The sequence below is a fragment of the Fibrobacter sp. UWP2 genome (assembly GCF_900141705.1).
Taxonomy (GTDB): Bacteria; Fibrobacterota; Fibrobacteria; order Fibrobacterales; family Fibrobacteraceae; genus Fibrobacter.
In genome coordinates, this window is the sequence record NZ_FQYM01000034.1 from 1 (window position 1) to 23,336 (window position 23,336).

The window sequence follows — 23,336 nt, forward strand, 5'->3', positions numbered from 1 at the left end:
AAAAGAGCATGAAACTACTTGACAATGAAGCGCTAATAGCCTAGATTTACACCAGTTGGAGACCTGGATTTTCAACTAAAAAAGGGACAAATTCGCGCCACAAGGCGTTCACGGTAATGTCGAGGCCACCCAGCGGGGCGGCAAAGGTAGCGTCGAACAGGTCACCGGCGGTGACGGTGCGGACAGAGGCTTCGTCCTTTTGATCGGCGGTGACGTCTTCGACAAAGTCCCAGCGCTTGTTGAATGCATAGCCGACGGACACACCGAAGCCCTTGGTTGCGATACCGAAGGTGGCGTGGCCGAGGTTTGCCTGGTTATCGAAAACGATGAACTTGGTGAGTCCTTCGCCGAAGGAGACCGCGGCGTAAGAGTTCGTGGGTTCTAGGTAGACGAGCTTCGAGCCGGCCATGTTGTACGGGGATGCGATGTTGTCGGCGATGGTGGATGCTGCGGCCTGGTTGCCGACGTTGTTGTAGGCCCTGCCACGGACAACGTCAAAGTTGGCGGCGTTGGTGTCGACCGGCTGTTCGATCTTGGCTTCTTCTACGGGAGCCGGAGCGGGTTCGGCAACAGGAGCAGGGGCCGGAGCCGGTTGAGCGACTTCTTGTGCCGGTTGGGCTTCTTCTGCAGGGGCTTCGGCAACTGTTGCTTCTTCTGCAGAGGTTTCGGCTTCGGGTGCAGTAGCATCTTGTGCCATGGCAGATGCAAAAGCAAAAGCCGAGGCTAGAGTTACAAGTTTAATATTCATTTGGTTTCCTTTTTTGGTTAGTAAACACTGAAAATATAGTTCCATGAACGCAATTTGTCTACAAAGTGACGAAAAACTTACAAATTGGAATAGTCAAAGAAAAAAAATAATAGTTATATTGCGTAGAGATATATATTCTCTTATAAGAGGGAATGTTTTGCGATATTTAAGCACGATTCATTTTTTCTTGTTTGCATGTGTGGTGGTTCTTGTTGCTGGATGCAACGAGGATGGTGTTCCCGTGCAAAAAGAGGTCGCAAAAAAAGTTGAAAAAATTCAGCCGATTCCCATGGTCTTTAAAATGAGCGTCGAAGCGGAGCCCGAGGTCGAGTCCTCGTCCGAGGACTTGTCCAGCTCCGAGGAAACCTCTTCTTCGTCCGAGCGCAGGGTCCCTAGGCGCACGACGCCACGACAAGCGCGTTTGTCGTCCTCTTCGGAGGCCATTTCTTCTGAAGCGGCTTCGTCGTCGGAGGCGCCCCAGTTTTGCAAGAGCGTGCCCCGCGGAACCATGTGTGACCTTCGTGACGGGCAAATTTACAGGACTGTGATTATCGGTTCACAGGTTTGGATGGCGCAGAACCTGAATTTTAACGCCGAGGGTAGCTGGTGCTACAACAACCGCGAGGACCTTTGCAAAACCTACGGCAGGCTTTACCAGTGGACGTCTGCCCTTGATTTGGGATCCGAGTTCTTGAATACGGATGCCTCCCAAAGCGTCAAACCCAAGCACCAGGGTGTTTGCCCCGAGGGCTGGCGTGTCCCGAACTCCCGTGACATGAAGCAACTGGCGGACCACGTGACGCGGCATAACCAAAAGAATTCCAAAAAAGAGAATGTGGGCACTAGCCTCAAGGCGGCCACCGGCTGGAAAAAGAGCGAAGAGAGCGCCGACGGCACGAACCTCTTTGGATTTAACGCGCTCCCCACGGGCAGCCGCAAGGCCAATGGCATCTTTACCGAGATCATGGAAGACGCCGGTTTTTGGGTGACCGAGGAAACGGGGGACGGCATTCGCGCCCGTTACTGGGACCTGTACTACGCGAACGACGACTTCTGGGGCAGCTACAGCAACCTCAAGACGGTGGGCTACGCGCTCCGCTGTATAAAGAACTGAATTAACTGATAGGTAATGCAAAAAAAAACGAACCCGTGAGGGCTCGTTTTTAATATTTAGGGGCTCAGTGCTTGGCGCGCCCCCGGTTGGTCTTCAACCTGGTTACTTCTTGGGCTCGATGACTGACACGACCGCTCGCGCTAAACTCATTTATTGAGTTGTTGTTTGCGCTCGCTCTCGCCTCCGCGACTGATTGATATCAGTCGCTTAGAGGCTCACGAAGCCACCGACCTTGAAGTCATTATCGCTTCGGCTCAATGACTTCAAGACCTCCCATGTACGGACGAAGCACTTCGGGGATCAACAGCGAGCCGTCCTTCTGCTGGTAGTTGTCGCAGATGCCCACCATCACGCGCGGGGTGGCGAGGCCGGAACCGTTCAGCGTGTGCACGAACGTGTTCTTGCCGTTAATCTTCGTCTTGATGTTGGCGCGGCGTGCCTGGTAGTCTTCGAAGTTACTGCAGGAGCTGACTTCGAGCCACTTCTTTTCGACCGGGGCGTAGACTTCGAGGTCATAGCACTTGGCGGCACCGAAACCGAGGTCGCCCTTGCAGAGGGCCAGACGGTGGTAGGGGAGGCCGAGCTTTTCGAGGAGCATTTCGCCAAAACGGGTGAGTTCTTCGTGGTCTTCGTAGCTGTGTTCCGGGTGGGCGAAGTAGACCATTTCCACCTTGTTGAACTGGTGCAGGCGCAAGAGACCGCGGGTGTCCTTGCCGTAAGAACCGGCTTCGCGGCGGAAGCATGCGGAGTAGGCGCAGATGCGCTTCGGAAGTTCGGATTCCGGAATCACTTCGCCGGCATAGAGGTTCGTGAGCGGCACTTCTGCGGTCGGGATGAGGAACAGATCGTCGTCCTTGTCGCAGCGGTACATGTCTTCTTCGAACTTCGGGAGCTGGCCCGTGCCGCGCATGGTATTGCGGGTCACGAGGTACGGAGGCGTGAATTCCTCGAAGCCGTTCTTCTGGTGTTCGTCGAGGAAGAACTGGATGAGGGCGCGTTCCAGGCGGGAACCGAGGCCGCGGTAGACCGGGAAGCCGGAGCCGGAAATCTTTGCGCCGCGTTCGAAGTCAAAGATGCCGAGGCGTTCACCGAGGGTCTTGTGGTCCACGCGGGCGAAGTCGTCGTTCTTGGTGTAGTAGTCAAACGGAATCGGGCCGTCCTTCTCGACCACGTTGTCGCTAGAGTCCTTGCCTTCCGGAGAACGCGGGGCAATGTTCGGCACGTGCATGAGCATTTCGGTCTGCTTGTAGTCGAGTTCCTTGAGCTGCTTGTCGAGTTCGTCGATCTTGTCGCCCAGGGCGCGCATGGCGGCGACGGCCTCGTCGGCGTTCTCGCCCTTCTTTTTGAGTTCGCCGATGCGCTTGGATTCGGCGTTGCGTTCGCTCTTGAGGCGTTCCACTTCGGTGAGGAGCGGGCGGCGTTCGTTGTCGATGGCGAGAACGTCCTTCAGGCTCACGGTCGTGTACTTCTTTTCGGTTTCAGCAATGTAGTATTCTGGATTTTCGCGGATTTTCTTGATGTCAAGCATGTTATGCCTCGGTTGAGAAATTTTCGTGCGGAAATATAGTAAAAGCGGAGAGCCGTATTGCCCCCGGTTCAAGCCTACAGACCCCTAAAAAAAGCTTTTTTTTAACAAATTCGCCGTTGTAGGGCTTTACACCGCCATTTGGTCTGGCAGTGCTATGGGTAAGCCGATTGAATATATATTAGGTATAGACATAGTCGGGGGAGTAATCCAACACTAATAGATTCTTAAGGAGGACAACATGAGAATCTTTTTATTGGTATTCATCGCGGCTACGCTCTCGTTCGCGCAGTGGGGCGGAGGTGGAAAATCCATTAACGATTACAAGAGGGTGTCGGTATCGGGCCGAGACGTCTATGTCTATGCACCATCCGGTGTAGCTGCCAAAAGTCCGTTGCTCCTTTCGTTCCATGGCATGGATCAGGACCCCAATTATCAGCAGTCGAATACCCACTGGGAGGCTGTCGCTGATACGGCGGGCTTTGTCGTGGCTTACCCCAAAGGCGCTACGGGCTACAGCACGTGGGACATTAGCGGTGACAAGGACACCAAGTGGATTACCGAAATTATTAGCCAGCTCGCCAAGGACTACGACATCGATACCAAGCGCGTCTACATGTCGGGCTTCTCGATGGGCGGCATGCTCAGCTACCATGCGATGGGCAAGATTGCAGACAAGATTGCTGCGTTCGCCCCCTGCTCCGGCTACCTGATGGGCGGCCCGGGCCAGGCCATGCGTCCTGTGCCTATTTTCCATACGCATGGAACCAAGGACGACGTGGTGGGTTACAACAATCTCGAAAACAACCTCAAGAGTTACCGCCAGCAGTTCAACTGCCCCGCGCAGGCGGAAGTCGAGGAAAACCACCCGAATAGCGAGAACAGGGCTACGCTCTATTCCTGGGGCCCGTGCGATGACGGTGTCTACGTGAAGCATTTGAAACTCGAGGGCCGTATGCATAGCCCGTCCAAGGCGGATGTCTCGGATATCTGGAATTTTGTGAAACAGTATTCTCTGGATGGCGTTGCTGCAGCCATCGAAGTTCCGACCAACAGGGACACCGTATTTAACGGAACTTTCTCGGATTCCCTCAAGCTCGCGGGCTGGACTCTGCAGCAGCATAGCGGCGAAGGTTCGCTTAAGTTGACCGATGGCATGGCCGAAATCAACGTGACCAAAGTTGGTACCAACGCCTATGATGTCCAAATGATTCAAAAGGGTCTGCATTACGAAAAGGGCCAGAGCTACAAGCTCACTTTCGATGCCTACGCTTCTGCGGCGAGGACGCTCGAAGTGAACCTCGAGAAGGATACCGACCCCTGGACCAGCTACCTGGGCGAGGCGAAGACCTTCGAACTCGGCACCGAAAAGAAGAACTTTGAGATCAAGTTCACCATGAACGAGGCTACCGACGAAGATGCTCGCATCTCCATCAATGCGGGACTTGCCACGGGCAGCGTGTTCATCGACAACGTTGTGCTTGCAAAAATCGACGCGAGCGACATTACCGGTATTCACAGCCAGCGTCAGGTCGTGGCTTCGGCAAAGACTTACAGCGTGTACAGCGCGACGGGAGCTTTTGTTTGCAAGCTCAAGGGGACTCACGTGGGTGAAGTGGAGGCTCAGTTGAGCACGATGAACCTGACCAAGGGCCTGTATGTGGTGAAGAGCGGTAACGTCAAAAAGATTGTTGCTGTAAAGTAATTTGAAAATATCCGCTTAAGTTGAAAAATCCACCTAAAACAAGGGAAAATCCTTGAATTAGGTGGATTTTTTTTATGTTCAGCCCTAAAAATACCCGAATTTTCCAAAGAATCCTTCGCGGGGTAAAAAAAAGCTAAATTTGCGTTAATGATTCTCGGTTTAAAGAAATTTTTCGCCTTGTGCACATTGAGCCTGTTTGCCATGCTTGCGTTGACGGGCTGCTACAGCTTTACGGCGTCTACGCTCCCGAGCCACATCAAGACGGTTCACATCCACGAGGTCGAGGACAAGACCTTGGACCCGGTCTTGGCGAACGACATTCATACCGCCGTGGTGGAGATGTTCCGCAAGAACGCTGGCGGTGTGCGCCTGGTGAACGAGGACGCTAGTGCCGACTTTGAAATTGTGCTGCTCAGCTACACCAACAAGCCAGAGAACTACAACAGCAATAGCGACGTGGAAACCTACCGCGTGACCATCCGCGTGAGCGTCAAGTTCTACGACAACGTGAAGGACCGCATTATTTACGAGAGCAAGTCGCTCTCGGCCGACGGGACTTACGACGTGGCATCAAACGAGACCGAGGACCGCCATGGGCAGGCTAGGGCCATCGAGAAGCTCCAGGACCTGATCATCGCAAACGCCCTCGCTAAGTGGTAGTCGCTTCGCGACGCTAAATAATAGTCAGGGCTGCCCTCGCTAAATGGTAGTCGCTTCGCGACGCTAGATAATAGTCAGGGCTGCCCTCGCTAAATGGTAGTCGCTTCGCGACGCTAAATAATAGTCAGGGCTGCCCAAGCTCGTCAAAAAAGTAAGAAGTCGGCCCTTTTGGGGACCGACTTCTATGGGGTTGGTTTGGAGTATTATTAAATATTGAAAATTTTCCCCGTTTTGAAAAGGGGTAATGGTAAAACTTTTTTAGAAATGTGACGAAAATCAAGTCTAAAATGGCTTTTTGGAACTTTTACTTCCATTTTTCTAGGGATAAAGGCTTCCCGTCCAAAATTGCCTCGGTGAGCGTACTGCCCTTGTAGGTCAGCTTGAGCGAAAAAAAAGGCGCCCCCCGTTCCAGAAGGTCCAAAAAGATCAGGTCGCCTGTCCAGTGGGGGAGTTCCCTGACCCGGGCCTTCTCGACCCATTCCAGCACACCCTCGTCGCATTCCTTGAGGGGTCCCTCGAACTCGGTTGCGGTAAACAGGTGCATGAACTCGGTCTGGTCCATGCCGTCACTAATGAAGGTCACGATGCCGCGGTAGCGCGGACGGACGAGCGTGAGGCCTGTCTCCTCGAGGGTTTCGCGGCGAATGCAGTCTTCGGGGGATTCCCATTCCTCGAACTTGCCGCCAATGCCAATCCATTTGTCCTTGTTGATGTCGTTCTTTTTTTTGACGCGGTGCAGCAGCAGGTACTTGCCGTCGCGCTCAATGTAGCAAAGGGTTGTGTTGATCATCTCTGGATGTCCACTGCGTTGAGTTTTACGCCGGCGGGCGCCGCCGCGCCGACCGCCTCGATTTTCACCTTGTCGGGACCGAACCCCTTGATTTTGAGGACGTCGCCAATGGCTTTGGCACGTTCTTCAGAGACTGCTTGGGCGTTGGCACCGCTGGCGGAACAAGTGACTTCCAGGTTGAACTTGTAGCGCCTCATGAGCTCGATGACGTCGTTTATGGCCGTGTACGAGGAGTTGAGCATGTTCGCCGAACCACCCTTGAAGCGGATTTGCTTGGCGATGACGGCGAGGTTCAGCTTGCCGTTGTACGGGCAGCCTTGCCCGTCGACAAGGACGTTGGGGAAGGTGTTGGGGCATTTGTCGAGGTAGTCGGCGACGCCGTCCTCGTCGGTGTCGACGGGGCAGCCGATGGAGTCAACAGGCGCGCCTGCGACCGTGTTGGGGCATTTGTCGAGGTCGTCGGGGATGCTGTCGTTGTCGTGGTCCGAGGGGCATCCGGTCATGTCGACCGAGAATCCCTCGGGTGTGTCGGCGCACTGGTCCTTGATGTCGGGAACGCCGTCGTGGTCGGTATCGGCAGGGCAGCCGTTCTCGTCCACGTATTCGCCCACGTTGCTGTTGGGGCACTTGTCCAGCTCGTCGGGCACGCCGTCGTGGTCGTAGTCCAGCGGGCAACCTTCCAGGTCCACGGAACGTCCCTTGGGCGTGCCCTCGCACTTGTCCTTTTCGTTGAGAACACCATCGTGGTCGTCATCAATGGGGCAACCGGAGGTGTTCACCTGCTCCTCGGGCGAGGTATCGGGGCAAAGGTCGTTGTTGTCGTCCACGCCGTCGTCGTCGGAGTCCTGGACACAGCCGTCCTTGTTGACCGCCTTGCCGGAGTCCGTGGCGGGGCACTTGTCCCGGTAGTCGGGTACGCCGTCCTTGTCCTCGTCTACGGGGCAGCCCAAAAAGTCCACCTCGATGCCGAACGGGGTGTCGGGGCAGTCGTCCACGATGTTTAGTACGCCGTCCTGGTCCTGGTCCACAGGGCAACCGCGGTTGTTGACCACCACGCCGAAGGAGGATCCCGGGCACATGTCGAGTCGGTCGGCGACGCCGTCGCGGTCGCTGTCCTTCCAGCTGAAGTCAAGTGTCTTGGTAATGGCGAAAGCAAAGCCGATTTCGGGGACGCTGGGCACAGAGTACTCAATCGTCTGTTCTTTGTCCTTGCGGGAGAGCTTGATGCCGTTCTTGATCTTGCGGCCGCGCAAAAAGTCGATGCCGATGTCGGCACCCACCAAGATGTCGAGGCGGTTCGGCAGGTGCAGGCGCAGCCCAGGCGTGAAACGGGCGGGCTCGTTCCAAAGGGTAGAGAATTTGTTCAGTTCGCCAATTCTCATTTCGCCCGAGATTTCGGCGATGAGGCTTATCATTTTGTCGGGGAACAGTTCGAACCCCGAGCCCCAGAGCACGACGTCGGCGCCGTCGCCCAGGGTGGTCAGGTAGCCGCCGTAGTTGTTCCACAGCAAAAGTCCAAAGAAGTCAAAGGTGAGGAAGGCGGTGCCTGCCACCGAGAAATTCCCCGCGGTGTAGGCGTGGCTGTTGCCGTATTCGTTCAGGAACCAGGCGTGGCGCGGTCTGAAGCCAAGGTCTTCGTTGCCGGTGGGGGCGTAGGCGCTACCCTCGAAACTTAGGTAAATGGGGAGCCCGAGCGGGATGTTGACCTTAGCCCTGCCCTGGAGGTCGCCCATGGCGATGCCGTCGAGGCTTGTGCCGGTGACGTGCCCTTCGTAGTAGAGGGGGAGCGAAAGTCCTAGTTCCAGGAAATCAAATACGCCGTAGCCCACCTGGATGGAACCGCCCGAGGAGGCTGCTTGGTCGGTGAGGTCGGTCTTGGCGCCCGTTTCGGTGTTTTTGTAGCCGTCCATGGCCAGAGGATTGCCGTCGCTTACGGTCTCGAAATTTCCCGAGAAAAAGACAAAACCTTGCTGCAGGGTAAAGGCCGAGGGCACCCTGATGCCGTGGTTGCTGAACCCGATTCCGGTCTGCGCGTACAGCAGAGAGGCCGTCAGGGACAAACAAATGAATAATTTCCTCAAAAACACCCTATGAAATTAAAAAATTTTTCATTTTCCCTATTGGCAAACAAAAGATTATGTATATATTTCCTTTCCAAATGCAGAACCGTGAACAGAAAACTGGTTTGCCATCCTGGCACAGGAAGTCGCAAAAGGCATATCGAGTGAACCGGATTATCATCCTGCTCCAGATAGTCGCTTCTGTGGTGATGTGCGGGGTCATCCTGTTCGGTGTTCAAAAGGTGATGCACTAAGAAGAGAGGTTCTATGTCGAATTTTGCTTACCATTGTGGCCGCCGTCCCAAAAATGATGGATTTGACGCTCCTGTTCCGTTCACGGAAGAGGAACCCGAAGAGATTGAAGAAGAAGAGGAAGAAGTTGACGAGGAGGTAGACTTCGACCAGCCTTCGTTCAAGCGCGACCAAATTTGGTCGGACTACGCCGAAGATTTGGACTACGATCAGTGATTGACCTTCTTAAACTGTTTCGCCTGCTTGCGGTAGGCGTTTCGGTTCTTTTTTTGGCGGCTTGCTCTCCAAAGCAGGTTGTCCAACCGTCTCCTGTGCTCAGCTCGGTCGAACCGGAGGTGCCGGATTCGGTTTCTTACGCCGAAGCGGCCCTCAAGGAGAAGGTCTCTGACTCCATTGCGATTAGACCCTCGTGGACTTATTACCAGTACGCCCTCCAGGCCATGGACAACCAGGAATGGCTTTTGGCGAGGCACTACTTGGACGAGTCGCTTAGGCAGCTTGTTTCAGAAAAATACGATTCCCTTTACCGCAACGTGAGCGCCGCCGAGGACTCGGCCTACCGCTCCGTGATGCCGCTCCGCATTGTGCGGGCCTTGGACGAGGTGTACCCGAACGTGGCCGACATTAGCGTCGATGCCGAGAGCTTTAAGCAGAACGACGTGTCGATCGAGGGCATTGACGCCCTGGACGAGAGCGATGCCGACAGCGCCGCCCTGCAGGTGATAGAGAACTTTCTCGATACGGTGGACGTCAAGCAGTTTACGCTCCCGGTGGAGTTCAACGAGCGTGTGATGCAAGAGATTTACTACATGACGAACGGCGCCCGCAAGTTCACCGAGGGCTCCCTGAATCGCAAGACGGCGTACGATTCGTTAATTTATGCGAAATTGGAAGAAATGGGCATGCCCAAGGACCTCATTTACTTGGCCTTGGTCGAGTCCGGGTTCAAGGTGAAGGCGTACAGCCGCGCGAAGGCGTCGGGCATGTGGCAGTTTATCCCCGAGACGGGCAAGCGCTACGGGCTCGAGGTTGATTACTGGGTGGATATGCGTCGCAACCCCGAAATGGCCACTGTGGCGGCACTCAAGTACCTAAAGCGCCTGCATGACGAGTTTGGAGACTGGCTCCTGGCGATGGCGTCGTACAACTGCGGCGAGGGCCGCGTGCGCCGCCTGGTAAAAGAGATGATGGCGGATTCCACCAGGGACACCACGAAGGTCGTCTCTTATTGGGATTTGGCGCTCCCCAAGGAGACTATGCGCTACGTGCCGCGCATTTTGGCGGCGATGGTGATTGGGCATTTCCCCGAGCATTACGACATGAAGGTCGAAAAGCAATCTTTGCCCGACTTTGATACGGTGACGGTGTTTGATTCCTTCCCCCTGGAGGAAGTCGCCAAGTTGTTGAAAGTGCCCGAGGATACGCTGCGCACCTTGAATATGGAACTGGTCAAGTGGTGCACGCCCCCGAACAAGGACAGCTACCTGCTGCGCCTGCCCGTGGGCACCCGTAGCGCCTTTGTGGAGGGCTACGACAAGATGGAGAAGAACAACTTCTCGAGCTGGCACCACCACAAGGTCAAGCGCGGCGAGACCCTGGGCGTCATTGCCCGCTCCTACGGCATTTCGATTACGGAACTCAAGCAGGCGAACGACATGAAGAACGACCGCATCCGTGCGGGCAAGTCGCTTTTGATTCCCATCAAGGTGAAGCCTAAAAAGTCCACCGGCAAAAAGCCCACCAAGGTCAAGACCTATGTGGTGAAGCTGGGCGACAACCTGGGCTCGATTGCCCGCCTGTTTGGCGTTTCGCAGGAGGCGCTCCGCACCTGGAACTCGATGGACGCCGCGGCACTTGTAAAGCAGGGCGATACCATTTTTGTGTCGAAGCCGGAACTCAAGCCTGCCGAGGAAGCCGCCCAGGTGGAACGCCCTGCGCTCAAGAAGGGCGAAAAGTACGCCGTGAAGGCGGGCGACACTTATGCCGCCATCGCCAAGGCATACAGCGTCCCAGTGGTGCTCCTTTTGGAGGCGAACAACGGCTTTACCAAGCGCCTGAGTGTGGGCGACTCCCTGGTGATTCCCGAATTTGTGCAGGCCAAAAAGAAACCGGTGGCCAAATCGGAGGGCGTCAAGAAGGCCGAGCCTGCGCCCCAGTGCAGCGGCGACACCTACACGGTGCAGTCGGGCGACAACCTGTTTGGCATTTCCAAAAAGTGCGGCACGACCATTGCCGATATCCAGACGCTCAACAACATGGGCGAGTCCACCTCGATTTACCCGGGCCAAAAACTCAAGGTGGCGGGGAAGGCGGCTACGAAGGCCGCTCCGGCGCCTGCAACCAAGGCTGACGACGGATTTGTAATCCACGAAGTGACCAAGGGCGAAGGCCTTTGGGACATTGCCCGCCAATACAAGGTGACAATCGAAGATATTGTAAAATGGAACGGTCTCTCCGATACCAAAATCAAGATCGGAGACAAACTCAAAATCAAAAAGAACTAGAGCGAGCCTGTCGTTAGAACAAGGAAATAGTGAAGTTCACGAAAGGCTGGAAGTAGTTGTCGAAATCCAGCATGAACTCTTCGCCGTCCTTGTTCTCGGAAATGGGGCGCTCGTAGTAGGCATGGAAGTACTCGTGCGAGTTGCGCACGCCGCCCGAGAGGGTCGCTCGCTGGAATGCGGCACGCAGGCCAAGGCCGTAGGCGTAACCAAAGATGGGCGGGGCGAGGAACTTGGATTCGTTTTGGAAGAACGTCTTGCCGGCGATGCCGCCGCCAAAGGCGAAAAGCTTGACCATGGTCTGGTAGTTGTAGCTGCTGTAGAGCGGGAAGCCCGCGTCAAAGCCAATCTGGAAAATGACGGTATGGATTTGGTGGTGGCCCTTGATGTCGGATGAGTCCACGTCGTTTTCGAACATGAGGTCGTTTACCATCATGGAGTCGAGGATTTCGTAGGCCTCCGCCGAATTGCGGTCTTTGTAGTTCACGCCTAAGAACTGGTAGGCGGCAATGATGTAGAAACCCACGTAGTTGTTGAAGGGGAGGTTGCCGGCGGCACCATAGGTGAAGGTGTTGCTCACTTCAATGTCGTACTTGCGGTTATTGACCTTGTAGCTGGAGTTGATGTTCTTGGCTTTGATGTTGGTAAACTCGATGTAGGGACCCACCGAAACGCGTTCCTCGTAGGTCTCGGTGTCGCTGCGTTCGGCAGCGGCCATGGAGTTGTCGATGTAGACGGTGTCTGCAAGGGAAAGGGAGGCTGCTACAGCCAAAAACGAAAAGAAAAGTTTACTCATGGGTGCAAATTTAAATTATTTAAAGAAAAAAGTTTTTTTCGTTGATAAATTTGCTAAAAAAAGTGTAATTTTAGTGGCAGAAATCAATTTTTTCCTTTTTATAGGAGTTTATAATGAAGAAATCCCTGCTTTGCCTTTGTGCTGCCGGTTTGTTGACCCTCGCGGCCTGTGACGACACCATGGATCCGAACGATCCGCAGTCTGTACGTAAGTACCTTACCAAGCAAAAAATCGGTTTCACTCCGAACAACTTTGTTTCGTTTGCTGCTAGTGGCGACACGGCAAAGATGACTCTCTTCCTCCAGGCTTCTTACGAAATTGACCAGCCTGCCGACAACGGTAACAACGCTGTGGCCATCGCCGCCAATAAAGGCAATGTGATGGTTTTGAACTACCTCTTTGACCATGGCGCCAAGGCGGACGTTCGCAACGGTAACGGTGAACCGGTGATTGACAATGCCGTGATGATGGGCCAGAAGGACGCCGTGGTGCGCCTGCTCGCCCAGCTCAAGACCGAAGGCTCTGACCCGCAGAACCTGGGCACGGCAGTGCTGATTGCTGCCAAGTCCGGCAAGGTCGACATGCTTGAACTCTTGGCCGAAGCCGGCGCCCCGCTCGAAAACCGCAGCGCCGACGGCTACCTCCCGATTCACTGGACGGTCAAGTCGGGCAACTACGACGCCATGATGTTCCTCATTGGCAAGGGTGTCGATGTGAACGCCAAGTGCGGCCAGGGCTACTCTGTGCTCGACTGGGCTACCAACGAAGGTTACCCGCGTCTCATCAAGGCCTTGAAGAAGGCTGGCGCCAAGAACACCCCGCAATATTTTAAGGATTCCAAGAAGTAATCAAAAAAAGTTGCGATTTCTTGCAAATTTTACGAAAACCTCTGTCAAAAGCAGGGGTTTTTTAGTGCAATTTTGTATTTTATTTGCCATATGAAAATGAGTCGCTTCCTAAAAGTTTTCCTTTGTCTGGGATTGGCCAGCGTCATGGCCGCAGCCCAGGAAACGGTGGAGAGTGTCCGTCGGCAGATTAAGGCTGTCGAGGCGGAGACTGCCCGCGAAAAATCCCTTCACGACGCCGAAAAGAAGCGTCATGCCGAGTTCGTTGAGGTGGGCCGCAAAAAGGTCCAGGCGCTGAGCTCGCAAAACAAGACGCTCAAGGCCGAAATCGATTCGCTGAAGGCGGAGCTCAACCACATCTCCGAGGCACGTCAAAAGACGCTTGGCACGGTCAAGTGGTTCGAAAACCGCAAGGCGAAGTACAACGAGTCCTTTGCCAAGGTTATCGACTCCCTGGTGCCCGTGTTCGAGTCGGACTTCCCGTACAGGAACGAGGAGACCGTGAACAGCGTCAAGGAAATCGCCGACCAGCTGCACAAGGGCGTGATCGAGGCGGACGACGCTTTGAACCGCACTTTGGAAGTCTTTTACGACCGTATCCGCCTGGGCTACACAACCGAAGTGTGGAAGGGCTTTTTGCAGGTCGACGCCCGCAATGTCCCCGGCACCTACCTGCGTTACGGCGCGGTGGCGTCTGTTTTTGTGAGCAACGACGGCAACGACGTGCTGTGGCTTTCGCACACCGCCGACGGCGGTTACGCTTGGAAGAACGTGTCCGATGACCTTGCGATGAGGACTGTCCTCAAGGATGTGATGAAGGTTGCCGAAGGGAAGACGGCGCCTAGGCTCGTCATGATCCCGGTCTCCATCCCGAAGGAGGCTGAATGATGAAGTGTGGAATGTGTAATGTGAAATGGGGAATGGGGGCTTTCGTCTTGATAGCCTCTCTTGTGGCTTTTGCTCCCGCAGTCCATGCACAGCAGAATTCCGACATTGACGCCGTAAAAAAGCGCGCGGAACTCAATAGCGCCAAGGCGGACTTGGAAGAGGCCCGCAAAAAGCGTGACATGGCTGTGGCCGCCCGTTGGAAGGACCGCGAAACGGCGAACCAGGAACGCGAACTCTTTAACGAAAAGTATCAGGAAAATAAGGAGAAGGTGGACGCCCTCATGTCGGAACGTGCCCGACTGTTTGAGGATGTTCGCGTGGCGAGGGAGGACCTCGCGCAGGTGAAGCTTTCTGCCGAAAAAGCCCGTGCCGAATTCTTGAGCCTTGCCGCCGGCCCCGAACGCCTCGAGACTCTGGCTAAGTTCCAGGAGAGCGGTGTTCCCTTCAAAGTGGCGGAACGCGTTGAGGTGCAGAACAAGGCGAAAAAAGAAATGTCCCTTTACCGCGACGATCCGCTCCGCATTGCGAAGTCGGTGCTTGAGGTCGCCAAGTCTGAGATGGCCTTTACTCGCGAAACCAAGGTCGAAAAGGCCGACCTCATGTTCGGCTCATCGGTGGCGCAGGGCGACCGCATGCGGTTGGGCGGGCTCTACGCTCTGCAGATGGCGGGCGTGACCGACATCAACGGGTTCCATCCGTCGGCAATGATGCTCCCGGTGGCGGGCGAAAAGAAGCGCACCTTCAGCTGGCAAGAGAACTTGAGTACCGAGACCAAGGCCGGCATCGCCAAGGTATTTGCCAACGTGAACGATTCCGCTTTTGTGATGGTGCCCGTGGATGTGCTTTTGAGTACCGAACTCTCGAGCGAGCTCGCCAACCATACCGAGACCACCTGGAAGGATGACTTTAAGCAGTTCTTCAAGGACGGTGGCATCTTGATGTACCCGATTGCCGCGTTGTTCGTGCTAGGCGTGTTGATGTTCCTGTGGCGTTTCGCTTGGCTTGCCAAGGCGTCGTTCGGGCGCATCTCGGCAAGACGCGTACACAAGGCGTTGTTTGACCGCGATATCGAGAAGGCTAAAAAGCTCTCGCTCAAGTGCTACGGGGTAGTTGGAAAGACCTTGAGGACCGTGCTCTGCAAGGACTACACGGACCGCGCCTCTGCCGAAAAGGCTTTGGAAGTGCTTTTTGCGGGCGAGGTGCCAAAACTCGAGAAGGGTCTCAGCTGGATTTCTGTGTTTGCGTCGACCGCACCGCTCCTTGGGCTTTTGGGTACCGTGATGGGCATGATTGAGCTCTTTGACGTAATCACCATGCACGGCACCAGCGACCCCAAGCTTTTGGCGGGCGGCATCTCGATTGCCCTCGTGACGACCGAGGCCGGCCTCATTGTGGCGATTCCGCTCCAACTTTTGCATACGTTTTTAGTGAACAGGGCCGACGCCCTGCGTACCCGCATGGAAAAGTCTGCCTTGGCGGTTTTGAACGCGATTTGGATCAAGGAAAAATCCGAGGTTTAAGTGGCTGCCGAATACTCCGTCATTGAAACCGCGTTGAACTTGCTCCTGCGTGGAGGCTGGGTCTTGGCGCCGTTGTTTGTGCTCGGCTGGGTCGGGTGGTTTTTGATGATGGAACGTTACGGCTACTACTTTATGCTCAAGAGGGGCTCCATTTCGGGCTTTTGGAAGAACCTGCAAAAGCGGGGCGACGACTTTGCCTACGAACGCTTGCGTCGCAACAAGTCCGGGTATTTCCTCGCGCTGGTCGAGGACGTTCGCAAGTACCGTGCCGAAGGTCCGGACGCGGTGAGAAACGCCATGGAGGCGACCCGCCACGGGATTTCGGCGAACCTCTCGAAGTCGCTCAGGACGATTTCTACCTGTGCGGCGCTTGCCCCGATGCTCGGCCTTTTGGGGACGGTTTCCGGCATGGTGCATACGTTCGAGACCATTCAACAGTTTGGTTTCGGGAACCCTGTACTTTTGGCCGACGGGATTTCGGAAGCGCTCCTTACCACGCAGGCGGGCTTGCTTGTTGCATTCCCCTTGATGCTTGCTTACAACTACCTTGCGAGCCGCGTGGAACGCGTTGAGGACGATGCCTGGAGCGAAGCCCTCAAGTACGAAGCCTATTGTTTTGAAGGGGGTGATGCCCCGGCTCCTTCGAAGGAGGAAAAATGAGTTTTATCCGTAAACGCACCCATGAGTCCGGCGGCATCGATGTTTCGCCCATGCTCGACATGGTGTTCATCCTGCTCATCTTCTTTATCGTGACGTCCACGTTCACGCGCGAGACGGGCGTCGACGTGACAAAGCCCAAGGCGAGTTCTGCGAAGGAACTTGCCAAGGAGAGCATCTTGATTGGCGTGACGCGCCAGGGAACAATCCATATTAACGAAACCCAGGTGAATTTGTCTACACTGCAGACAGTGCTGCGTCAAATGATGGCCGAGGCTCCGGACCGTCCGGTGATTATCGTGAGCGACCGTGATGCCCCCAACGGTGTCGTGGTGGACATTTTGGACGAGTGCAACCTCGCTAAAGTTCGCAAGGTATCAATTTCTGCGAATAAGGAGGAATAAATTAGTTACTAGTAACTCAGAACTATTAACTCTGGAACTATGCTCGACTTCATTGCCAAATATTTCCGCTACCCGCTTGCCGTCGTGCTCTCCTTTGTGGTGAGTGCGGTGTTCTTTTTGGCGATCCCGGTTATTAACGCCCTTTTTTTTGACAAGGGCGTCAAGACCGAAAAGGAACTTGAGAAGGTGACCGAGGTGGAAGTCCTGGTGAGCGAAAATAAGCCCGAGGTCAAGCAGAAGGTGTTGCGGACTATCGTGAACCCGAACCCGTTCAAGATCTCGAGTCATGCGGGCATGAACCGCAGCCAGAATTTCCAGATGGATCTGTCGCTGGCACGCGGTGCCGCGGGCGATGGCGTTGCCGTGGGGACGGGCTCCATGGAGAACGTGGTTTACGAGGCGGGCGAGGTCGACGAGCAGGCGCAGGTTCTTAAAGAGACCCAGCCCAAGTTCCCCGATAAGGCGAAACGCCTTGGTGTCTCGGGTTACGTGAAGGTGATGATCGTGATAGACGTCTACGGCGACGTGGCCCAGGCGAGCGTCATGAGCCAGGACCCGCCTGGGTACGGATTTGATGTAGAAGCCCTGAAGGCGGTTCGTCAATGGAAATTCAGCCCCGCCCAGCTTGGCGGATACCCTGTGGCGCAAAAGGCCACGAAGGAGTTCCGCTTTGTCAAATAGGTTGTCCGCTATGAGGTTGCTTCGCTTTGGGGTGTGGGCTCGCTTCGCATTGGGCGGTCGTTTGCTCCTATTGCTGTTGCTATTTGTGGGTCAAGCGTTCCCGGCGGAGGATTATTTCTTCAAGGCGAATGAGCTTTATGACCAGGGAAAGTACAAGGAGGCCGTCCCCCTGTACCGGGCTGCCATTGACGAGGGGCGTTACGAACCATTCGCCTGGTTCAATTTAGGGAACTCCCTGGTGCAGCTCGACCGCAAGCAGGTCGCGATGGTCGCGTATCGCCGTACCGTGGAACTCTTGCCGAACTTTGAGAAGGCGTGGATGCTGTTGGGCGACCTCTATTACCTGGCGGGCGATGCGAGCGAGGCCATTGCCGCCTACAGACGCGCGATTGAACTCGGTGTTGAATCGGACCACGTTCACTTTGCGATTGCCGAGTGCTATTTGAAGGGCCGTGACTGGACGCTTGCTCAAAAGCACTTTGAGAAGGCTTTGCAGCTGAACCCGGACCGCATGGACGCGTGGTACGGCCTTGCCGAGGTCTACGAGAAACTGGGCGATTACGAATACGCCATCAAGACTTTGCGGAATGCGCTTCAGATGACCGCCACCGCGGGCGCCGACGTTCATTTTACGCTTGCCTATTACTACCGCAGCATGGACTCCACGAGGCTCTCGCTGAACGAGATGGAGAACGGGTTGTTGATGGACCCCGAGAATGTTTCGGCACGCCGCTACCTTGCGCAGATGTACGTGAAGGAGAACTCCCCGTGGATGGCCATATTCACGCTGGAGGAGGGCCTCCGCCACGGCAAGGGCAAGGCGGACTTGAATCTTGATTTGGGACAAATTTACTTTACGCAAAAGCGCTACGACGAGGCCTTCGATTGCTACATGAAGGCGTGGCTCGCTGGCAATTCCCAGGGACGCATCGGTGCCGAGAACGTGGGTCACGTGTTCTCGAACGCGGGCGATACTGAGAAGGCAGAAAGCTTCTACAAGCGGATTCGGGAAAAGAAGTAATCTTTGTTGTTGAGCGAATCCGGATAAATACATCACTCTGTTGTCAATTTATCAAAACGAATTCGAATAAAGCCCTATATTAAGCGAATTTTTCAACTTATTTTATAGTAAGTAAAGTTCGCATGGGAGGCTTTATGTCGTTTTCAATTAAGGGATTTCCCTTTTTTGCAGGTTTTGTCGCGTTTTTGGGCACCCTCGCCAGTGCGGCAACGATTAACGTAGATATCGGCAAGGAATACCAGCGCATCAGCGGCTTTGGGGCTGCCTCGGCATGGGCCGGTTCCATCACCGACAAGAATGCCGCCTTCCTTTGGGACTCCACCAGTGGCGCCGGGCTTACGCTGCACCGCATCCGTATCGCCCCGGACGGTACCACATCTGAAACGAGTATCGCCAAAAAAGCAAGTGAATACGGCGTCAAAGTCTGGGCTGCCCCATGGACGTCCAAATATACTGTAAATTACGACGGCGACAAAAAGCACCTGGATTTCAATCACGCTCAGGACTGGGCCAACACCATCTTGAAGTTTACGCAAGACATGCGGAAGGCTGGCGTTAATCTATATGCAATTTCGTCGCAAAACGAGCCCGACGGCACCGGCGACAACCACTACGAACCCGATGAATTGGCACGTTGGGTAGGCGACTACCTTGGCCCCACCCTCGATACCACGGGCATCAAAATCATTGGCACCGAAGCCATCAACTGGTACGGATTCCCCAATTACAAAAAAGCCTTCTTCAACAATCCCGCCGCCCTGAAATATACGGACATTTTCGGGACGCACGAATACGGCGGAGACCCGGCGGCTTATCCCGAAATCCACGAAGCCGGCAAGGAATTCTGGGAAACGGAAGTTTATGATCTTGGAAGTAACAAGGAAGACGTGGGCATGGGAAGTGCTCTCCGCGTTGCAGGCGTAATCCATGACGCCCTGACTATTGCGAACATGAACGCCTGGCATTTCTGGTGGATTTATTCCTGCAGCGAAGCCAGTTGCGGCAACGGAGCCCTCTGGCCGCAAGGACAAGGCAACCCCGACAATGTGGAGCCTACCAAGCGACTCTGGGTCATGGGGAACTTCAGCCGCTTCGCGCGACCCGGCTCCTGGAGAATCGACGCTACCAAGAATCCCGAAAGAGATGTAAAGGTCACTGCCTACCGCGACTCCCTCAAGACGAAAATCGCAGTCGTCATTCTCAATTCCAAGAACGAGGAATTCAAGGCGGACTTTGATTTCGGAAACACAAAAATTGGAAGCTTCAAGCCCTATGTCACCGACGACAATAGCAACCTCAAAGAAGGAACCGAAGTCAAAGTCGACGATACAAAGTGCAGTTTCAGCGTTCCGGCCCGCAGTGCAACGACAGTCGAATTCGTTCTGTGGCAGGAGCCAAAGGTAGAACCGCCTTCAGACTCTACCGATGCAATTGCCTTCGGGACGCATGCTGCGCCCCAAAGCCTTCAAAGTACATATAAAGTATTTAGCCCGCTCGGCGCGTTCATCGGCGAATTCCAAGCCGGACATATCGGCGATCTCCGCAATGCCATGACAAACGCAGGCTTAAGCCGCGGTGTGTATATGGTCAAATGCGGCAATGCGAAAACGAAGCGTGTGGTGTTGAGATAGGCAAATGGTTGCCCCGCAAGGGACGACTTTTTTAGATGCTTGATGTTCGAATGTACTCCGCTACTTGAGAATCGTCATCGCCCATTGAGGAATGTTATCTGTATAGCTCTTTACCAATTTTCCATCCGACATTCTGAATAAAAGCGAAGCGTCCTGGTCTTCAATCGAATTGTCATAAACATAAAGACGATCCACTGAAGGAATTATCTTCTTGCAGTTGAAAATGGATTTCTGGTATCTGGAAATAATCTTGACAATAGGGACATCATGGCCGCCCTGTATCACTCGCTTTGCAATTCTTGCTGCATTGATGGACGGGTGCGATGTTGCGACGAAAAACAAGCGAATGAAATATCCCTGCTGTTTTGCGCGGCAAACGAAGTCGACTTTTTCGTCAGAAGAAAAAACTGACTCAAAAATAAGGCTTTGATGATTTTTTAGAGATTCTTCGCGCCAGGATTTGCAATAGCGGGCTGCGTCAAGAACCGCTTCAGGAGAATTCCAGTCCCCAAAGCGTTCCTGGGCCACGTTGTCCGGATTGATATAGACTGCATTTTCTAGCCATTCGTGCCTAAGAATCTTCGAAGTTATGGTCGTTTTTCCCGAACCGTTAGGACCGGCAACGACAATAAGTACTGGACGATGTTCCTCTGCCATAATAGCCCTGTTAACGGATGGTTGCGGCAGCTTTTTCAATTTCGTCGAAAAAACGTTTGGTGGCGTCTGCATTGGCCTTGCGGGCGTCTTCGGCAGCTTCCCTCATAATTTGGGCAAGCATTTCATCGGTCGGCTCTTCCAAGTCCGTCAATCTGTAAGAATCAATGCTTTTTGTCGTTGTCATAGGGGCTCCTTGATGCCGTAATACTCCTAATATAGTTTTTTAGGGGCAAAAACGCAATTTTTGAGCCTTTTCTGCTTAGAAAAGGCTATTATAACAGCTTCCAGGAGGGATTATATGGGCGTTCCCGCACATATATGTGCGGTCGGGCTATATTCTGGGGGCAATCGGCGGCGCTTGTGCTTGCCGCTCACCTTCCAGAACCAAGCCCCGCTACGCGGGTCTTGTCCCCAAGGGGTCACTATCCCTAACGTAATTGAATTGGTTGCGAACCTCTGGTTCAATCCAACTCAACGGACAGACTGTCCAGCCTTTTTTATCAGGTATTGTGCAAATCAAAGTTCTTTCGGAAATCAGCCATTTCTTTCAAAGCTTTCCATTGATTACTAACAACAGAACAAGTTTTTTGTTTTATCGATTCAAATATTTCTTTATTCTCGTAAATAGGAATGAATAATTCCTGCCACCTACTAGCAATATTCGGCAATGTGGTGTCAATAAACACCTTGTTTTCAGACTGTTCTTGCACGAGTTTATGAGACAAAGCATAGAGAAGATATTCTGGCGTTATGCCATAGCGATTATTCAAGTCTTCAATTCTTAAAACAAGAATTTCCCTAGTCAATATTACATCAATGTCGTATGGAGAAACCATTGCAACGCTACCTATACGATAGCTTCCACGGCGAACATATAAGATATCTTTGGGTTTCAATTTTTTTCTTTCATCGTATAATTCATCAAACTCACTCTGCGGAATAAATGCTGTCGGATCTTTATAAATCTGCCAATTGACAATATCTTTAACTCTGATATATGGATAATCACCCGTTCCCTTAAATTCAGATTTGGGAGAACCATTCCCGTCAAAATACGAAATAACTCCTTCATCTATTAATTGCTTTATTGGAATGAGTTTAATTTGTTGCGACTTAGCTTTTTTCTGAATTTCTTTTGCTTTAGAACTCCAATAATAACGAGGCACCAAAATATCATTTTCAATAACCCTTTGAGCCTCAATTGTGAATGTATACTTAGGATTCAAAGGAGCATGTCCATTCAGCCTCCTAATTTCATCCATAATAAACCTGGTATCATCCTTGATAGTGTTAGTCAAATTACCGTTATCGTCTCTTTCATAAATCGCTTTACCATTATGATCATGGCCAATATATTCAGCGACAGCCATATTAATATATTCCTGCTGAGGCATATTTTTTTGAACAATAATCGCAATACACTTTGCATTGTTGTGTGGACGGAATGTGTTATGAGGAAAATCTATTATCCATTGAATATTGTGCTTGAACAAAAATTGCCGAACATGTTTTTGCTTTGGAGCGTGAAAATATGTTTCAGGAAGAATGATTGCTAGCCGACCACCATCTGTAAGTAATTGTAAATTTCGTTCCAAGAAAAGCGTTGATACATTTCCTTCGTCTTCTAATTTACGCTTTCCATTTGTAACTTTATAAGCCAATTCATATTGAGAAAGTTTTTCTTTTCCCGTCACCTTAATGTCTTTCCCAAAAGGAGGATTTGAAAATGAAATAGAAAAGGTTTCGAGCTTTATATTCTGACGCGTAAGAGAATTCCAATTTTTGGGCTGTTCCAAACTGTCTTCGCAAAAAATACCCCCTTTCCCATCGCCAAGAATTGCCATATACGACTTTCCAACTTTGGTCAGGAAACTGTCTTTTTCAATTCCTCGAATATTCTTTATTCCAACAGTTTTCTTTTCTTCTGCAACAGCGGATTCATTCCAACCATACTCAACCGCGGCACATTCGATTTCACTCCATACATATTTAAGAGCTTCAACAAGAAATCCGCAACTACCACATGACGGATCAATTATTACATCGTTTGCATTTGGAGCCACAGCAGTGACCAAGGTTTTAACAACATTTTTAGGCGTAAAAAATTGTCCCTGAGAGCCTTTCAATGAATAGCCAATGAAAACTTCAAAAGCATCTGCTATGGTATCTCTGTCAGTATCCATCAAGCAATAATTCTGAATTTTTCCTATTATATAGCGAAGGGTATGACCATCAAAAGAAATATCATCTTTTTCATCAAGAACATCTTTATATTTCTTTTTGACACTCTTGAAAAGAGAATCTATTCTCGTTTTTATTTCATCATCTGAATCATCTTTACTTGCCCTAAAGGTTACCATTTCGTTAGGTTTGGTAAAGCGTTCGTCATAAATTTTACAGAGTATCAAATGAATTATTTCTTTTGCGATTTCTTCATCTCTATTAACTCCAACACTATTGCCAACGATGTAGCCCCTTAGCTCAGAAAAAATTTCTTTTAGGTTGTGAGTTCCTTTTAAGTCCTTTCGTTTGTAAAACCCTATTTCCGAGAGCTTCTGTCCAAACTTTGGAAAAGCGGGAATTTCTTCAAAAGTTATATTCCCTGATTTTTCAATTTTATGAATATAAACACTTTCTTTTCCATTATACCAAATGCCTATGCTGGCTTCGCAAAATTTAAGATAAAGTTCTAGCTGATCAACGCCATCTTTCCTTGTTGGCTTTTTATTTTCAACCACAATTTTCAGTTTTTTATTATTGTTTAGATCATAATCATAAACAGCAATGAATTTGTCCCTTTTTTAGTTGAAAATCCAGGTCTCCAACTGGTGTAAATCTAGGCTATTAGCGCTTCATTGTCAAGTAGTTTCATGCTCTTTTC

General features: G+C 52.4%; 22 protein-coding genes. 13 read left to right on the forward strand and 9 right to left on the reverse strand.

Annotated features, from left to right (window positions below; all coding sequences use genetic code 11):
• Positions 1 to 46 precede the first annotated feature (46 nt).
• Positions 47 to 748 carry a hypothetical protein gene (locus BUB55_RS12085; RefSeq protein ID WP_073191836.1) on the reverse strand — a complete coding sequence of 234 codons (702 nt, stop codon included), beginning with the start codon at positions 746 to 748 and terminating at the stop codon, positions 47 to 49.
• A gap of 276 nt (positions 749 to 1,024) precedes the next feature.
• Positions 1,025 to 1,258, reverse strand: a complete 234-nt coding sequence (locus tag BUB55_RS14300; protein WP_073191838.1) for a hypothetical protein — start codon at positions 1,256 to 1,258, stop codon at positions 1,025 to 1,027.
• Between BUB55_RS14300 and BUB55_RS14305 the strand changes: the two genes are divergently transcribed.
• Positions 1,257 to 1,862: a fibrobacter succinogenes major paralogous domain-containing protein gene (locus BUB55_RS14305; RefSeq protein WP_159431986.1), complete on the forward strand. Its 606-nt coding sequence runs from the start codon at positions 1,257 to 1,259 to the stop codon at positions 1,860 to 1,862. The genes BUB55_RS14300 and BUB55_RS14305 overlap by 2 nt on opposite strands.
• 241 nt (positions 1,863 to 2,103) lie before the next feature.
• Here BUB55_RS14305 and serS read toward each other — a convergent pair whose 3' ends face one another.
• The gene (gene serS, locus BUB55_RS12100) at positions 2,104 to 3,390 is read right to left on the reverse strand and encodes a serine--tRNA ligase (protein WP_073191843.1); all 1,287 of its coding nucleotides are present in this window, start codon (positions 3,388 to 3,390) and stop codon (positions 2,104 to 2,106) included.
• Positions 3,391 to 3,628: 238 nt separating this feature from the next.
• Between serS and BUB55_RS12105 the strand changes: the two genes are divergently transcribed.
• Together BUB55_RS12105 and BUB55_RS12110 are read left to right on the forward strand one after the other, a co-directional pair.
• A complete protein-coding gene (locus BUB55_RS12105) occupies positions 3,629 to 5,092 on the forward strand; it encodes a carbohydrate binding domain-containing protein (RefSeq protein WP_073191845.1) in 1,464 nt (487 codons plus the stop codon).
• Positions 5,093 to 5,239: 147 nt separating this feature from the next.
• Positions 5,240 to 5,752, forward strand: coding sequence for an LptE family protein (locus tag BUB55_RS12110; RefSeq protein WP_073191847.1), 513 nt, complete (start codon positions 5,240 to 5,242; stop codon positions 5,750 to 5,752).
• 304 nt (positions 5,753 to 6,056) lie between these two features.
• Here the strand turns inward: BUB55_RS12110 and BUB55_RS12115 are convergent, their stop codons facing one another.
• Positions 6,057 to 6,542, reverse strand: a complete 486-nt coding sequence (locus BUB55_RS12115; RefSeq protein ID WP_073191850.1) for an NUDIX hydrolase — start codon at positions 6,540 to 6,542, stop codon at positions 6,057 to 6,059.
• Positions 6,539 to 8,602: a thrombospondin type 3 repeat-containing protein gene (locus tag BUB55_RS14500; RefSeq protein WP_073191852.1), complete on the reverse strand. Its 2,064-nt coding sequence runs from the start codon at positions 8,600 to 8,602 to the stop codon at positions 6,539 to 6,541. Before BUB55_RS14500 ends, BUB55_RS12115 begins: the two co-directional genes overlap by 4 nt.
• 267 nt (positions 8,603 to 8,869) lie before the next feature.
• Between BUB55_RS14500 and BUB55_RS12125 the strand changes: the two genes are divergently transcribed.
• The gene (locus BUB55_RS12125; protein ID WP_073191854.1) at positions 8,870 to 9,070 is read left to right on the forward strand and encodes a hypothetical protein; all 201 of its coding nucleotides are present in this window, start codon (positions 8,870 to 8,872) and stop codon (positions 9,068 to 9,070) included.
• Complete coding sequence (locus BUB55_RS12130) at positions 9,067 to 11,358, forward strand: LysM peptidoglycan-binding domain-containing protein (protein WP_073191856.1); 2,292 nt, start codon at positions 9,067 to 9,069, stop codon at positions 11,356 to 11,358. The genes BUB55_RS12125 and BUB55_RS12130 overlap by 4 nt, the downstream gene beginning before the upstream one ends.
• 13 nt (positions 11,359 to 11,371) lie before the next feature.
• Here BUB55_RS12130 and BUB55_RS12135 read toward each other — a convergent pair whose 3' ends face one another.
• On the reverse strand, positions 11,372 to 12,151 hold the full coding sequence (locus BUB55_RS12135; RefSeq protein ID WP_073191858.1) for a hypothetical protein: 780 nt from the start codon (positions 12,149 to 12,151) through the stop codon (positions 11,372 to 11,374).
• Positions 12,152 to 12,264: 113 nt separating this feature from the next.
• On the opposite strand from BUB55_RS12135, the gene BUB55_RS12140 reads away from it, so the two are divergent.
• From BUB55_RS12140 to BUB55_RS12175, 8 genes are all read left to right on the forward strand, one after another.
• On the forward strand, positions 12,265 to 12,999 hold the full coding sequence (locus tag BUB55_RS12140; protein ID WP_073191860.1) for an ankyrin repeat domain-containing protein: 735 nt from the start codon (positions 12,265 to 12,267) through the stop codon (positions 12,997 to 12,999).
• Between the two features lie 90 nt (positions 13,000 to 13,089).
• Positions 13,090 to 13,884 carry a DUF3450 family protein gene (locus BUB55_RS12145; protein WP_234971928.1) on the forward strand — a complete coding sequence of 265 codons (795 nt, stop codon included), beginning with the start codon at positions 13,090 to 13,092 and terminating at the stop codon, positions 13,882 to 13,884.
• Positions 13,881 to 15,404: a MotA/TolQ/ExbB proton channel family protein gene (locus BUB55_RS12150; RefSeq protein ID WP_083597013.1), complete on the forward strand. Its 1,524-nt coding sequence runs from the start codon at positions 13,881 to 13,883 to the stop codon at positions 15,402 to 15,404. Before BUB55_RS12145 ends, BUB55_RS12150 begins: the two co-directional genes overlap by 4 nt.
• Positions 15,405 to 16,064 (forward strand): MotA/TolQ/ExbB proton channel family protein, encoded by a 660-nt coding sequence (locus BUB55_RS12155; protein ID WP_234971929.1) that lies wholly within the window; start codon positions 15,405 to 15,407, stop codon positions 16,062 to 16,064.
• A complete protein-coding gene (locus BUB55_RS12160; protein ID WP_073191862.1) occupies positions 16,061 to 16,465 on the forward strand; it encodes an ExbD/TolR family protein in 405 nt (134 codons plus the stop codon). The genes BUB55_RS12155 and BUB55_RS12160 overlap by 4 nt, the downstream gene beginning before the upstream one ends.
• Before the next feature lie 39 nt (positions 16,466 to 16,504).
• The gene (locus BUB55_RS12165; protein WP_073191863.1) at positions 16,505 to 17,146 is read left to right on the forward strand and encodes an energy transducer TonB; all 642 of its coding nucleotides are present in this window, start codon (positions 16,505 to 16,507) and stop codon (positions 17,144 to 17,146) included.
• A gap of 10 nt (positions 17,147 to 17,156) precedes the next feature.
• Positions 17,157 to 18,167, forward strand: coding sequence for a tetratricopeptide repeat protein (locus BUB55_RS12170; protein WP_073191877.1), 1,011 nt, complete (start codon positions 17,157 to 17,159; stop codon positions 18,165 to 18,167).
• A 134-nt stretch (positions 18,168 to 18,301) separates the two neighbouring features.
• On the forward strand, positions 18,302 to 19,798 hold the full coding sequence (locus BUB55_RS12175) for a glycoside hydrolase (RefSeq protein WP_073191866.1): 1,497 nt from the start codon (positions 18,302 to 18,304) through the stop codon (positions 19,796 to 19,798).
• 60 nt (positions 19,799 to 19,858) lie between these two features.
• On the opposite strand, the gene BUB55_RS12180 is transcribed toward BUB55_RS12175, so the two are convergent.
• From BUB55_RS12180 to BUB55_RS12185, 3 genes are all read right to left on the reverse strand, one after another.
• Entirely contained in the window at positions 19,859 to 20,455 is a 597-nt protein-coding gene (locus BUB55_RS12180) for a zeta toxin family protein (protein ID WP_073191868.1), read from the reverse strand.
• Positions 20,456 to 20,465: 10 nt separating this feature from the next.
• Positions 20,466 to 20,639 (reverse strand): hypothetical protein, encoded by a 174-nt coding sequence (locus BUB55_RS14505; protein WP_173357848.1) that lies wholly within the window; start codon positions 20,637 to 20,639, stop codon positions 20,466 to 20,468.
• Positions 20,640 to 20,955: 316 nt separating this feature from the next.
• Positions 20,956 to 23,193, reverse strand: a complete 2,238-nt coding sequence (locus BUB55_RS12185) for an N-6 DNA methylase (protein WP_073191870.1) — start codon at positions 23,191 to 23,193, stop codon at positions 20,956 to 20,958.
• Between the last annotated feature and the right edge of the window lie 143 nt (positions 23,194 to 23,336).

What these genes read in the sequence shown, in the direction of transcription:
- BUB55_RS12085 (WP_073191836.1), bottom strand. Translation starts at nt 748, where the DNA reads ATGAATATTAAACTTGTAACTCTAGCCTCGGCTTTTGCTTTTGCATCT.
- BUB55_RS14305 (WP_159431986.1), top strand. Translation starts at nt 1,257, where the DNA reads ATGTGTGACCTTCGTGACGGGCAAATTTACAGGACTGTGATTATCGGT.
- BUB55_RS14300 (WP_073191838.1), bottom strand. Translation starts at nt 1,258, where the DNA reads ATGGTTCCGCGGGGCACGCTCTTGCAAAACTGGGGCGCCTCCGACGAC.
- serS (WP_073191843.1), bottom strand. Translation starts at nt 3,390, where the DNA reads ATGCTTGACATCAAGAAAATCCGCGAAAATCCAGAATACTACATTGCT.
- BUB55_RS12105 (WP_073191845.1), top strand. Translation starts at nt 3,629, where the DNA reads ATGAGAATCTTTTTATTGGTATTCATCGCGGCTACGCTCTCGTTCGCG.
- BUB55_RS12110 (WP_073191847.1), top strand. Translation starts at nt 5,240, where the DNA reads ATGATTCTCGGTTTAAAGAAATTTTTCGCCTTGTGCACATTGAGCCTG.
- BUB55_RS12115 (WP_073191850.1), bottom strand. Translation starts at nt 6,542, where the DNA reads ATGATCAACACAACCCTTTGCTACATTGAGCGCGACGGCAAGTACCTG.
- BUB55_RS12125 (WP_073191854.1), top strand. Translation starts at nt 8,870, where the DNA reads ATGTCGAATTTTGCTTACCATTGTGGCCGCCGTCCCAAAAATGATGGA.
- BUB55_RS12135 (WP_073191858.1), bottom strand. Translation starts at nt 12,151, where the DNA reads ATGAGTAAACTTTTCTTTTCGTTTTTGGCTGTAGCAGCCTCCCTTTCC.
- BUB55_RS12140 (WP_073191860.1), top strand. Translation starts at nt 12,265, where the DNA reads ATGAAGAAATCCCTGCTTTGCCTTTGTGCTGCCGGTTTGTTGACCCTC.
- BUB55_RS12145 (WP_234971928.1), top strand. Translation starts at nt 13,090, where the DNA reads ATGAAAATGAGTCGCTTCCTAAAAGTTTTCCTTTGTCTGGGATTGGCC.
- BUB55_RS12150 (WP_083597013.1), top strand. Translation starts at nt 13,881, where the DNA reads ATGATGAAGTGTGGAATGTGTAATGTGAAATGGGGAATGGGGGCTTTC.
- BUB55_RS12160 (WP_073191862.1), top strand. Translation starts at nt 16,061, where the DNA reads ATGAGTTTTATCCGTAAACGCACCCATGAGTCCGGCGGCATCGATGTT.
- BUB55_RS12165 (WP_073191863.1), top strand. Translation starts at nt 16,505, where the DNA reads ATGCTCGACTTCATTGCCAAATATTTCCGCTACCCGCTTGCCGTCGTG.
- BUB55_RS12170 (WP_073191877.1), top strand. Translation starts at nt 17,157, where the DNA reads ATGAGGTTGCTTCGCTTTGGGGTGTGGGCTCGCTTCGCATTGGGCGGT.
- BUB55_RS12175 (WP_073191866.1), top strand. Translation starts at nt 18,302, where the DNA reads ATGTCGTTTTCAATTAAGGGATTTCCCTTTTTTGCAGGTTTTGTCGCG.
- BUB55_RS12180 (WP_073191868.1), bottom strand. Translation starts at nt 20,455, where the DNA reads ATGGCAGAGGAACATCGTCCAGTACTTATTGTCGTTGCCGGTCCTAAC.
- BUB55_RS14505 (WP_173357848.1), bottom strand. Translation starts at nt 20,639, where the DNA reads ATGACAACGACAAAAAGCATTGATTCTTACAGATTGACGGACTTGGAA.